Here is a 13,109-nt window from a genome sequence, read left to right as displayed (position 1 = left end):
TCGGCTTGTTTTTTGCCCGCCAAGACCTTCAGTGGATAGGGTGTTATGTCCGGAAAAGCGCAACAGCAGTCTCGCCTCAAAGAGTTGATCAGCCGTGGTCGTGAGCAGGGTTACCTGACTTACGCGGAGGTCAACGACCACCTGCCGGAGGATATTTCAGATCCGGAACAGGTGGAAGACATCATCCGCATGATCAACGACATGGGGATCAACGTATTCGAGAGTGCTCCGGATGCGGATGCCCTTTTGTTGGCCGAAGCCGATACCGACGAAGCCGCTGCCGAAGAAGCAGCTGCGGCGCTCGCGGCTGTGGAAACCGACATCGGTCGCACTACCGACCCGGTGCGCATGTACATGCGCGAAATGGGCACGGTGGAGCTGCTCACACGTGAAGGCGAAATCGAAATCGCCAAGCGTATCGAAGAGGGCATCCGTGAAGTCATGAGTGCCATCGCGCACTTCCCTGGCACGGTTGAATACATCCTCGACGAGTACAATCGCGTCACCAGCGAAGGTGGCCGCCTGTCCGACGTTCTCAGCGGCTACATCGACCCGGACGACGGCACCGCGCCGCCTGCCGCCGAAGTTCCGCCACCGGTCGATGCCAAGTCCGGCAAGGACGACGGCGACGACGACGAAGACGAAGAATCCGAAAGCGGTGACGACGAGGAAGAGGCCGAAAGCGGTCCGGACCCGGTCGTTGCGGCACAGCGTTTCGGCGCCGTCGCCGAGCAGATGGAAATCACCCGCAAGGCGCTGAAGAAGCACGGCCGCCACAACAAGGCGGCCATCGCCGAACTGTTGATCCTGGCCGACCTGTTCATGCCGATCAAGCTGGTGCCCAAGCAGTTCGAGATCCTGGTCGAGCGCGTTCGCAGCGCCCTGGATCGCCTGCGTCAGCAGGAACGCGCCATCATGCAGCTGTGCGTGCGTGATGCCCGCATGCCGCGCGCCGATTTCCTGCGCCAGTTCCCTGGCAACGAAATCGACGAGAGCTGGAGCGATGCCCTGGCCAAGGGCAAGGCCAAGTACGCCGAAGCCATCGGCCGCCTGCAGCCGGACATCATCCGTTGCCAGCAGAAGCTGACCGCACTCGAGGCCGAAACCGGCCTGACGATCGCCGAGATCAAGGAAATCAACCGTCGCATGTCGATCGGTGAGGCCAAGGCCCGCCGCGCGAAGAAAGAGATGGTTGAAGCCAACCTGCGTCTGGTGATCTCCATCGCCAAGAAGTACACCAACCGTGGCCTGCAATTCCTCGACCTGATCCAGGAAGGCAACATCGGCCTGATGAAGGCGGTGGACAAGTTCGAATACCGTCGTGGCTACAAGTTCTCGACCTATGCCACCTGGTGGATTCGTCAGGCGATCACTCGCTCGATCGCCGACCAGGCCCGCACCATCCGTATTCCGGTGCACATGATCGAGACGATCAACAAGCTCAACCGTATTTCCCGGCAGATGCTGCAGGAAATGGGTCGCGAGCCGACGCCGGAAGAGCTGGGCGAACGCATGGAAATGCCTGAGGACAAGATCCGCAAGGTATTGAAGATCGCCAAGGAACCGATCTCCATGGAAACCCCGATCGGTGATGATGAAGACTCTCATCTGGGTGACTTCATCGAAGACTCGACCATGCAGTCGCCAATCGATGTCGCCACCGTTGAAAGCCTCAAGGAAGCCACCCGCGAAGTGCTGTCCGGCCTCACCGCCCGTGAAGCCAAGGTACTGCGGATGCGTTTCGGCATCGACATGAATACCGACCACACCCTCGAGGAAGTCGGTAAGCAGTTCGACGTGACCCGCGAGCGGATTCGTCAGATCGAAGCCAAGGCGCTGCGCAAGCTGCGTCACCCGACGCGAAGCGAGCATCTGCGCTCCTTCCTCGACGAGTGATGGACAAAACCCCCGGCCCGCCGGGGGTTTTGCTTTTCAGCAGGGTACAAAAGCCTCTCCTCCCCCACAGCCCGTCTACACTCGAAACAATCCCCGTGCCATAACGAGACCGTTATGCCCAGACTGCCAGCCCTGCTACTGCTGTCGCTGCTCGCCTGGACCGCAACGGCTGGCGCGTTGAGTCTCACCGATGAGGAACGTAGCTGGCTCGCGGCCCATCCGGAGCTTCGCCTGGGCATCGATAGCGCCTGGCCGCCGTTCGAGTTTCGCGATGAGGACGGGCGCCATCAGGGACTGTCCGCCGACTACATGGCACTGGTGGAAAAACGCCTGGGCATCAGGCTCACACCCGCCGAGCCAATGAGCTGGGCAGCGGTGCTGCAACAGGCACGCGATGGCAAGCTCGACCTGCTGCCCGGCGTGATGTCCACGCCGGAACGTCGGGCCTACCTGGCCTTCACCCGCCCATACCTGGACTTTCCGATCGTCATCCTCGCCCATGAGGGCGGTGCCAAGCCGCGCAACCTGCAGGAACTGTATGGCCTGAAGATCGCCGTGGTCGAAAGCTACGCCCCCCACGAGCTGTTGCGCACCCATCATCCGGACCTGAACCTGGTCGCCCTGCCCAACGTCAGCTCGACCCTCCAGGCCCTGGCCACCGACGAGGTCGATGCCGTGGTCGGCGATCTCGCCTCCACCGTCTGGAGCCTGCGCCAACTCAAGCTCGACGGCCTGTATGTCAGCGGCGAAACGCCCTACCGCTACCAACTGGCCATGGGTGTGCCGCAGGAGCAGAAGATCCTGGTGGGCATTCTCGACAAGGTCATGGCCGACATGAGCCCCGCCGAAGTCGACGCCATCCAGAAACACTGGGTCGGCAACGTCATGAGCGGCCCCTCGTACTGGGTCGATATCCTCAGCTACGGCTTGCCGGGCGTCCTACTGCTGGTCACCGTGCTCGCCGTGGTGATCCGCGTCAACCGGCGCCTGAGCTCGGAGATCTCCCGGCGGGTGGCCCTCGAACAGGAACTGCGCAGCAGCGAGTACCACTACCGCGGCCTGGTGGAGAGCCTGTCGGCGATTGCCTGGGAAGCACGGATGGAGGATTACACCTATACCTATGTCTCGCCGCACGCCGAAGCCCTGCTTGGCTATCCGCTGGCCCACTGGCTGGTACCGGGCTTCTGGCGCAGCATCACCCACCCTGCCGACCTCACCCGCGCCCACGCCTTCTTCGATCACCAGGTCCTGGCCGGCCTCGACCACAGCCTCGATTATCGGGTGATCACCGCCGACGGCCGGACCCTGTGGGTGCGCGACATCGTCAGCCTGATCGGAGAGGGTGATGATCTGGTCATCCGTGGCTTGATGATCGACATCAGCGAAACCAAGCACACCGAGGAGGCGCTGCGCCTGTCGGAGCAGAAATTCGCCTCGGTATTCCAGCAGTGCCCCGACATCCTGGTGATCGCCCGGCTATCGGACGGCTGCCTGCTGGAGGTCAACGAAGCCTTCGAGGAACAGATCGGCCTGCGCGCCGCGCAGGTCCTGGGGCGGAGCGCCACCGAACTCAACATCTGGGGCATCGAGGGGGTCGGTCCCGGCCTCCTCCAGCGCCTGCAGGGTGGCAGCCTCCGCAACCTGGAAATGCCCTTTCGCCGCAGCAACGGCCAGCTGTTCACCGGGCTGATTTCCGCCGAGGTTTTCGAACTCGACACCACCCCCGCGCTGGTGGTCGTGGTGCGCGACATCAGCCAGCTCAAGGAAACCCGGGAGCAACTGCAGACCTCCGAGGAAAAATTCGCCAAGGCCTTCCACGCCTCTCCGGACGGCATGCTGCTGAGCCGCCAGCGCGACGGCATGCTGCTGGAAATCAACGAAGGCTTCACCCGCCTCACCGGCTACAACAGCGCCAGCTCGCTGGACCACTCGGCCATGGATCTGGGCCTGTGGGTCAACCTCAACGAGCGCAAGCACATGCTCGAACTGCTGCAACGCGATGGCTTCGTCCGCGACTTCAATTGCCATATCCGCCGCAGCGACGGGCAGATCCGCCTCTGCGAAGTCTCCAGCCGCCCCCTGCCGATCGGCGGCGAAGACTGCATGCTGACCATCGCCCGGGACATCACCGAACGCCACCTGATGCAGGAGAAGCTGCAGCAGGCCGCCACGGTCTTCGAAAGCACCGCCGAAGGCGTCCTGATCACCGACACCCGGCAGCACATCAGCGCGGTCAATCGCGCCTTCAGCGAAATCACCGGCTACAGCGAAACCGAGGCCCTGGGCAACACCCCGCGCCTGCTCGCCTCGGGCCAGCACGACAGCGCCTTCTACGCCGCCATGTGGCACCAGTTGAGCGCCGACGGCCACTGGCAGGGCGAGATCTACAACCGGCGCAAGAATGGCGAACTCTATCCCAGCTGGCTGACCATCAGCGCCGTGCGCAACCGCGACCAGGTCATCACCCACTTCGTCGCCGTGTTCGCCGACATCTCCAGTATCAAGCACGCCCAGGCGCGGCTCGACTACCAGGCCCACCACGACCCGCTGACCGGCCTGCCCAACCGCACCCTGTTCGAAAGCCGCTTGCAGGCGGCGCTGAACAGCCAGCAGGAAAATGGCGGCCAGGGCGCGGTGCTGTTCCTCGACCTGGATCGTTTCAAGCATATCAACGACAGCCTCGGCCACCCGGTCGGCGACCTGCTGCTCAAGGGCATCGCCCAGCGCCTGAAGGAGCAACTGCGGGATATCGACACCGTGGCCCGCCTGGGTGGTGACGAGTTCATCATCCTGCTGCCCGGCCTGCACCAGCCCAGCGACGCCGAGCACCTGGCCAACAAGCTGCTGGGCTGCTTCAGCGCGCCGTTCCAGGCCGGCGAACACGAGTTCTTCATCAGCGCCAGTATCGGCACCAGCCTCTACCCCGGCGACGGCACCGATGTCGCCACCCTGATCAAGAACGCCGACGCGGCGATGTACCGCTCCAAGGCCAAGGGCCGCAACCGGGTCGAAAGCTACACCCGCGACCTCACCGCCCAGGCCAGCGAACGGGTCGCGCTGGAACACGAGTTGCGCCGCGCCATCGAACGCCAGGAACTGGTGCTCTACTACCAGCCCAAGATCAGCCTCGACGATGGTGCACTGGTCGGTGCCGAAGCGCTGATCCGCTGGCACAACCCGACCTACGGCGACGTGCCACCCGAGCACTTCATTCCGCTGGCGGAAGACAACGGCATGATTCTGCAGATCGGTGACTGGGTCCTGGAGCGCGCCTGCCGCCAGATGCAACGCTGGACCTTGCGCTACGGCGAGTTCGGCCCACTGTCGGTCAACCTCGCCGGCGCACAATTGCGCCAGCCGAACCTGCTGGCACGCATCGAACAACTGCTCAAGAGCCACCACCTGCGCCCCGGCTGCCTGCAACTGGAAATCACCGAAAACTTCATCATGAGCCAGACCGAAGAGGCCCTGGATGTCCTGCACCAGCTCAAGCGCCTGGGCGTGCAACTGGCCATCGACGACTTCGGCACCGGCTACTCCTCGCTGAGCTACCTCAAGCGCCTGCCGCTGGACATCCTCAAGATCGACCAGTCATTCGTCCGCGGCCTGCCGGACGACCCCCACGACGCCGCGATCGTCCGTGCCATCATCGCCCTGGGCCGCAGCATGCAGTTCACGATCATCGCCGAGGGCGTGGAAAACCTGGCGCAGCAGGCATTCCTCGCGGCCGAAGGGTGCGAACAGATCCAGGGCTACATCGTCAGCCTGCCGCTGTCCGCCGACGAATTTGCCGCGACCTTTCTTCACATGACGCTTTCGGAGTTTTCGGATGGCACAGGAGAGAAACCGTCGTTATAATTCGCGGCCAACTGAGGGCCTATAGCTCAGTCGGTTAGAGCAGAGGACTCATAATCCTTTGGTCCACGGTTCGAGTCCGTGTGGGCCCACCACCTTCAAAGCCGCGCGTTGCGCGGCTTTTGCGTTTCTGGCCTTTATGTTGTCGGCTAATATCCCTATCTCGAAGCGGCCATGACCAGTCCGTCTGTGCTGGTAGTTCAGTAGAGACAGGCCCTCTTGCAGAACTGGACGCTGAGCCGAATAACTCGCACAATCGGCTCACGAAATGAGCCGAATAGCCCTCTTATTCGGCTCACGCGTTTGCCGAGGCGCCAATGACCGACCTTCCCTACTGGATCTGGCAGCAGCCAGACTGGCCCAACTTCACCTGGCAGGCCGACACTCTGGCTCCCTGCCTGCTGAGATGCAGTGAGGCCCAAGGACGCCTGCTCGGCATGGCTCGCGCTATCGACGCAGAAAGCAACGCACAGAACGAACTGGATGCCCTGCTGCAAAACATCATCACCTCCTCGGCCATCGAAGGTGAGCAATTGAATGTCGGCTCGGTGCGCTCCTCGCTGGCGAGGCGCCTGGGGTTGGCTGCTGATCATCAGGTCAGCCCGCGCAGCGAAGGTCTGGCCGAGTTGCTTCTGGATGCGATCCAGCATCACACACAGCCATTGAGCCTGGAGCGCCTGCTGCATTGGCATACCTTGCTTTTTCCTGTTGACGAAGGCCCTCTGGCAGCACGTATCAGTGTGGGAAAGTTGCGAGGTGACGAGCCCATGCAGGTTGTCTCCGGACGCCTTGATCGGCCAGTCGTGCACTTCGAGGTGCCCCCCCGTAGCGGACTCGATCAGGAGTTGGCAACCTTTATCCACTGGTTCAATACCAGCCAAACGGATAACACACTGCATCCACTCCTGCGTGCCGCCATCGCCCACTTCTGGTTTGTAACACTGCATCCGTTCGATGATGGCAACGGTCGCTTGACCCGTAGCCTCACCGACCTGGCCCTGGCGCAGGCTGAGCAGCAAGCTATCCGTTTTTATGCGATGTCCGCCAGCATCCTCGAAGATCGCAAGGGTTATTACCAGATACTTGAAAGCAGCCAGAAAGGCTTGCTGGATATCACCGCCTGGTTGCAGTGGTTTCTACAAACCTTGCTGCGTAGCCTGGAACACGCCCAGCAGCGGATCGATCGGGTACTGATCAAGGCCAGGTATTGGCAACAGCATCGTCAGTATCAGCTCTCGACCGAACAGTTGAAGGTGCTGAATAGCTTGCTCGATGGCGGCGAGAAAGGGTTCGTGCACGGAATCAGCGCTGCGCAATATCAGGCGGTCGCCAAGGTCAGTAAGGCCACGGCGACTCGGCATCTGGCCGACTTGCTGGAAAAAGGCTGCCTGATCCGCCTTCCGGGCGGTGGCCGCAGTACCCGCTATCAGATCCCCGGCCTGCATTGGGTGGATCAAGTGGATCAATAATGTGAGCACACCTCTCCGACGGAGTAGCACCTTGCCTGACAGCCGCATCCCCCTCGACGAAATCGATCGCCAACTGATCGCCGCCTTGCAGATCAACGCGCGCGAAAGCGTGGCCATGCTCGCCCGGCAATTGGGCATCGCCCGCACAACCGTGACCTCGAGGCTGGCGCGCCTGGAGAAGGCCAAGGTGATCACCGGTTATGGTGTGCGTCTCGGTCAGCGGGTAGTGGATGGCGGGCTGCAGGCCTATGTCGGGATCACGGTACAGCCGCGCTCCGGCAAGGATGTGGTGCGCAGGCTCAGTGCCATGGCACAGATCCAGCAACTCTGTGCGGTGAGTGGGGAGTTCGACTACGTGGCCTGGCTGCGCAGTGATTCGCCAGAGCAACTGGACCAGTTGCTCGACCAGATCGGCAGCGTCGAGGGTGTGGAGAAAACCACGACTTCGATCATCCTCAGCAGCAAGGTGGATCGGGGACAGCCGGTCTGACCAGGCGTTTCCACAAGAGCGCTTTCGCGGGCAAGCCCCTTCCCACAAAGGACCAAAGCCTTGAGTACGCCGCCAAACCCGTAGGAGCGGGCTTGCCCGCGAAAAGATCAACGCATTGCTGCAAAATGCCCACCACCTTCGTCATAAAGCATCACCGATCAACAAAACGACGACACTCTGCGTCTTATTTACGTACTCCCCGCTCCCTACAATGGCGCCAGTCTTTTCCTAACTACACTTCTACCGGGTAACGTTTCCGGCAGGAGTCGCCAGCAAGGTCCGCCATGAACAAGAAGAATCGCCACCCAGCCGACGGTAAAAAACCGGTCACCATTTTCGGCCCGGACTTTCCTTTCGCCTTCGATGACTGGATCGAGCATCCGGCCGGGCTGGGCACGATTCCGGTGGAGAACCATGGCGCCGAAGTGGCCATCGTCGGTGCCGGTATCGCTGGCCTGGTGGCCGCCTATGAACTGATGAAGCTCGGCCTCAAGCCGGTGGTGTACGAAGCCTCGAAGATGGGCGGCCGCCTGCGCTCCCAGGAGTTCGAAGGCGCCAAGGGCATCATCGCCGAGTTGGGCGGCATGCGTTTCCCGGTATCGTCCACCGCGTTCTATCACTATGTCGACAAGCTCGGCCTGGAAACCAAACCCTTCCCCAACCCGCTGACCCCGGCCTCCGGCAGCACGGTGATCGACCTCGAAGGGCAGACCCACTACGCGGAAAAACTCGCCGACCTGCCGGCGCTGTTCCAGGAAGTCGCCGACGCCTGGGCCGATGCCCTGGAGGACGGTGCGCGCTTCGGCGATATCCAGCAGGCCATCCGCGACCGCGATGTGCCACGCCTGAAGGAGCTGTGGAACACCCTGGTGCCCCTGTGGGACGACCGCACTTTCTATGACTTCGTCGCCACCTCGAAAGCCTTCGCCAAGCTGTCTTTCCACCACCGCGAGGTGTTCGGCCAGGTCGGTTTCGGCACCGGCGGCTGGGACTCGGACTTCCCCAACTCGATGCTGGAAATCTTCCGCGTGGTCATGACCAACTGCGATGACCACCAGCACCTGGTGGTCGGCGGCGTCGAGCAGGTGCCGCTGGGCATCTGGCGGCATGTCCCGGAGCGCTGCGCGCACTGGCCGGCCGGCACCAGCTTGAGTTCCCTGCACCACGGCGCGCCGCGCACCGGGGTGAAACGCATTGCCCGCGCCGCCGATGGCCGCTTCGCGGTGACCGACAACTGGGGCGACACCCGCCATTACGCCGCCGTGCTCACCACCTGCCAGAGCTGGCTGCTGACCACCCAGATCGAGTGTGAGGAATCGCTGTTCTCGCAGAAGATGTGGATGGCCCTGGACCGCACGCGCTACATGCAGTCGTCGAAGACCTTCGTCATGGTCGACCGGCCGTTCTGGAAGGACAAGGACCCGGAAACCGGCCGCGACCTGATGAGCATGACCCTCACCGACCGCCTGACCCGCGGTACCTACCTGTTCGACAACGGCGACGACAAGCCGGGGGTGATCTGCCTGTCCTACTCGTGGATGAGCGACGCGCTGAAGATGCTGCCGCAGCCCATCGACAAGCGGGTCAAGCTGGCCCTGGACGCCCTGAAGAAGATCTACCCGAAAGTGGACATCGCCGCACGCATCATCGGCGACCCGATCACCGTGTCCTGGGAGGCCGACCCGCATTTCCTCGGCGCCTTCAAGGGTGCGCTGCCCGGCCATTACCGCTACAACCAGCGGATGTACGCGCACTTCATGCAGGCCGACATGCCCGCCGAACAACGCGGCATCTTCATCGCCGGTGACGACGTGTCGTGGACACCGGCCTGGGTCGAGGGCGCGGTACAGACCTCGCTCAACGCGGTATGGGGCATCATGAACCACTTCGGTGGCCGCACCCATGCCGAGAACCCGGGCCCGGGCGATGTGTTCGCCGAGATCGGTCCGATCGCCCTGGCCGACTGAACGGAGTCGAACCCATGCGCGTAGCGCTTTACCAATGCCCGCCCCTGCCACTGGACGTGGCGGGCAACCTGCAGCGACTGCAGCAACTGGTGACCGAAGCCCATGGCGCCGATGTCCTGGTGTTGCCGGAGATGTTCCTGACCGGCTACAACATCGGCGCCGAGGCGGTCGCGGCACTGGCGCAAGCGCGCGACGGCGCGGCGGCGCAACACATCGCCGCGCTGGCCCGGGCGGCGAACATCGCCATCGCCTACGGCTATCCGGAGCGTGCCGAGGACGGCAACCTCTACAACGCCGTGCAGTTGATCGATGCCCGGGGCAACAGCCTGTGCAACTATCGCAAGACCCACCTGTTCGGCGACCTCGATCACGCGATGTTCAGTGCCGGGCCGGACGAGTTCCCGGTGGTCGAACTCAATGGCTGGAAAGTCGGCCTGCTGATCTGCTACGACGTGGAATTCCCGGAAAACACCCGGCGCCTGGCCCTCGCCGGCGCCGAATTGATCCTGGTGCCCACCGCCAACATGGTGCCGTTCGACTTCGTCGCCGACGTGACCATCCGCGCCCGCGCCTTCGAGAACCAGTGCTACGTGGCCTACGCCAACTATTGCGGCCACGAGGAGGACATCCAGTACTGCGGCCAGAGCAGCATCGCCGCGCCGGACGGTAGCCGTATCGCCCATGCCGGCCTGGACGAGGCACTGATCATCGGCACGCTGGATCGCGCAGCAATGCAGCAATCCCGGGCCAGCAACCGCTATCTGCTGGACCGGCGCCCCGCGCTCTACAGCCAGCTCAGCCGGGACTGACCCGACGTTATCCGCTAGCATGGGCACTTCTCTGAAACGGAAGTGCCCATGCCTGCGCCCATCGCCCACGCCCCCGAATACCTGACCCTGGCCAACGGCCTGCGGGTCTCGCTGCGCCATGCGCCACAACTGAAGCTTTGCGCGGCGGCCTTGCGGGTAGCGGCAGGCAGTCATGATGCGCCCGCGGCCTGGCCAGGGCTGGCACACTTCCTGGAACACCTGCTGTTTCTCGGAACCGAGCGCTTTGCCACCGCCGACGGGCTGATGGCCTACGTCCAACGCCACGGTGGCCAGGTGAATGCCAGTACCGCCGAACGCAGTACCGAATTCTTCTTCGAACTGCCACCCCAGGCCTTTGCCGGCGGCCTCGAACGCCTGTGCGACATGCTCGGCCGGGCCCGTCTGGACCCCGACGAACAATTGCGCGAACGCGAGGTGCTGGAGGCGGAATTCATCGCCTGGTCGCGGGATGTCGTGGCGCAACGGCAGTTCCGGCTTTACGCCGGGTTGGCCGAACACCACCCGTTGCGCGGCGTACATGCCGGCAATCGCGCCAGCCTGCAAGTCGAGGCGCCGGCCTTCCAACAGGCGCTACGGGATTTTTACCAGGGCTTCTACCAGACCGGGCAGATGGCCCTGAGCCTGGTCGGCCCACAGCCGCTGGACGAGCTGAGGTCACTGGCACAGACCCTGACTGCCGAGCTGCGTCCGGGCCAGGCGGTCGAACAGAAGTCGCCACCGGCCTTGTTCGCTCACGGCAGGCAAGGTTATCAACAGGCTGATGCTCAGCAGCTCGACCTGCTGCTGGCCTGGGACGATCTGCCCGATGGAGCCCGGCAGGCGCTGGATTTCCTCTGCACCTGGCTCAACGACAGCCAGCCCGGCGGATTCTCGGCCGCGTTGCGCGAGCGCCTGTGGATAAATTCGCTGACCGCCACCGTGCTCTATCAGTTCGCCGGACAAGCGCTGGTGCGACTCGAATTCGCACTGACGCCCCAGGGCGTCGGCCAAGGCGCCGCGATCCAGGCACTGCTCGAGGACTGGCTGGCCTTCTTCGCCAGCCACGCCGACTGGCCAGGGCTGCGCCGGGAATACCGACTGCTGCAGAACCGCAGGATCCGTAGCGGCACCGCCCTGGAACAAGCGCGCCGGGATGCCGCCGATACCCCGGCAGAACTCTCGGAGGCTGCCCTGTCGGCCCTCAAGGCCCTGCTGCACCGGACCCACGCCGCGCCTGTGGATAACCAGGCGGCGTCCTGGCGGCTACCACCGGCCAACCCGTTCCTGCGCTCCACCGCACCTGCCGAGCACCCTGGGCTGATCCGTGGGCAGACCAGTGCCCACCGCGGCCTGCGCACTTTTGCCCAGGACCGCCTGCACAAACGCCGCGACTCATCCGCCATCACCCATATCGAGCTGCCGGCGGATGACAGCGGTGAAGCCGCCGTCTATCTGCGCTGGCAACTGGACAACCCGCACAGCACCTCTGTCCTGCAGGCGCGACTGAGCCACAGCCTGCACAACCTGCGAGCCCAGGCGCGGCAGGCCGGTGTGGAACTGTCCTTCACGGTTCAGGCCGGTGCCTGGCAACTCCAGCTCATCGGCTGGCGTGAACCGATCCCGGCGATTCTCGAACAGGCCCTGCGCTGCCTGACGAGTCCGGCCGATGGATTCTGGCAAGCGCCCACCGAACAGCCCAAGCCACTGATCCCCATTCGCGAACTGCTCCGCCAGTTGTCCGAACAGACGCAGCCGGCCGATGACCCCACAGCGGCCTGGGATACCGAGCAGCTGGGCAAGCTCTGGGCCGAGGCCAAATGGCAAGGTCTGGCCCTGGGTTTTCCAGCCGCCACACAAGCTGCCCTCAACAACGCGTTGAACCGCACGCCTGGCAGCCCGATACGACAACCGCCCCGGCTGCCCGTGGTACCCGGTCAGAGGCGTTGGCAAAGCGTGCCCTGCGACACCGGCGAGCAGGCCCTGCTGCTGTTCTGCCCGGCCGCCAGCGCCAGCATCGTTGACGAGGCCTGCTGGCGGGCACTCGGCCAACTGATCCAGGCCCCCTTCTACCAGCGCCTGCGGGTCGAGTTGCAACTGGGCTATGCGGTGTTCAGCAGCGTCCGCCAGATCCATGGCCGCAGCGGTCTGCTGCTCGGCGTACAATCTCCCGGCGCATCGCTCGCGGCGTTGCTGGGGCACTTCGAAAGCTTCCTGGCGAGCCTGCCCGAACGGATCGCCAGCCTGGACGACAGCACCTGGCATGCCCAGCGCGAGGCTCTGGCCGCACAGTTCAACCTGGCGGACCTGCCCTTGGCCCAGGCCGCCGAACTGCTCTGGCAGGGGCATCTGGCCGACCACTCGTCGGATTACCTGGCACAACTGGCCACCGCCATTCGCGGCCTGGAACGCACGCCCCTGCAAGCGGCCGCCAGACAACTCGCCCAGGCAGCAGGAGGCTGGCTGTGCCTGGCCAACGGCGCCGAACCGGAGTCGGCCTGGCAGACCCCAACGGGATCATTACTCGAGCTGCAATGAGCTTTCTCCAAGAAAACGGTCTACTTAGCCGGTAAGATTCAGTAACATTAGCTTGCTAAGCATTTGAACATCTCCCGCCGGAGGTGGA

7 protein-coding genes and 1 tRNA gene are annotated in these 13,109 nt (G+C 63.6%); all 8 read left to right on the top strand.

Annotation, left to right across the window (positions count from 1 at the left end; all coding sequences use genetic code 11):
• The first annotated feature begins 45 nt into the window (after positions 1-45).
• The 8 genes from rpoD to pqqF all read left to right on the top strand — a co-directional run bounded on the left by rpoD (position 46) and on the right by pqqF (position 13,021).
• On the top strand, positions 46-1,896 hold the full coding sequence (gene rpoD, locus PF66_RS29810) for an RNA polymerase sigma factor RpoD (RefSeq protein ID WP_054057032.1): 1,851 nt from the start codon (positions 46-48) through the stop codon (positions 1,894-1,896).
• Positions 1,897-2,010: 114 nt separating this feature from the next.
• Positions 2,011-5,754 (top strand): bifunctional diguanylate cyclase/phosphodiesterase, encoded by a 3,744-nt coding sequence (locus PF66_RS29805; protein WP_054064654.1) that lies wholly within the window; start codon positions 2,011-2,013, stop codon positions 5,752-5,754.
• 15 nt (positions 5,755-5,769) lie between these two features.
• A tRNA-Ile gene (locus tag PF66_RS29800) sits at positions 5,770-5,846 on the top strand.
• A gap of 222 nt (positions 5,847-6,068) precedes the next feature.
• Positions 6,069-7,220: a Fic family protein gene (locus tag PF66_RS29795; RefSeq protein ID WP_054064653.1), complete on the top strand. Its 1,152-nt coding sequence runs from the start codon at positions 6,069-6,071 to the stop codon at positions 7,218-7,220.
• 31 nt (positions 7,221-7,251) lie between these two features.
• The gene (locus PF66_RS29790; RefSeq protein ID WP_017906284.1) at positions 7,252-7,710 is read left to right on the top strand and encodes an Lrp/AsnC family transcriptional regulator; all 459 of its coding nucleotides are present in this window, start codon (positions 7,252-7,254) and stop codon (positions 7,708-7,710) included.
• A 284-nt stretch (positions 7,711-7,994) separates the two neighbouring features.
• Positions 7,995-9,677 (top strand): flavin monoamine oxidase family protein, encoded by a 1,683-nt coding sequence (locus tag PF66_RS29785; protein ID WP_054057035.1) that lies wholly within the window; start codon positions 7,995-7,997, stop codon positions 9,675-9,677.
• A 14-nt stretch (positions 9,678-9,691) separates the two neighbouring features.
• Positions 9,692-10,486: a carbon-nitrogen hydrolase family protein gene (locus tag PF66_RS29780; protein WP_054064652.1), complete on the top strand. Its 795-nt coding sequence runs from the start codon at positions 9,692-9,694 to the stop codon at positions 10,484-10,486.
• A gap of 48 nt (positions 10,487-10,534) precedes the next feature.
• Entirely contained in the window at positions 10,535-13,021 is a 2,487-nt protein-coding gene (gene pqqF / locus PF66_RS29775; protein ID WP_054064651.1) for a pyrroloquinoline quinone biosynthesis protein PqqF, read from the top strand.
• Positions 13,022-13,109: the final 88 nt, after the last annotated feature.

Source organism: Pseudomonas asplenii (genome assembly GCF_001293465.1).
Lineage (GTDB): Bacteria > Pseudomonadota > Gammaproteobacteria > Pseudomonadales > Pseudomonadaceae > Aquipseudomonas > Aquipseudomonas fuscovaginae_B.
This window is presented reverse-complemented; position numbering and strand designations above follow the sequence as displayed.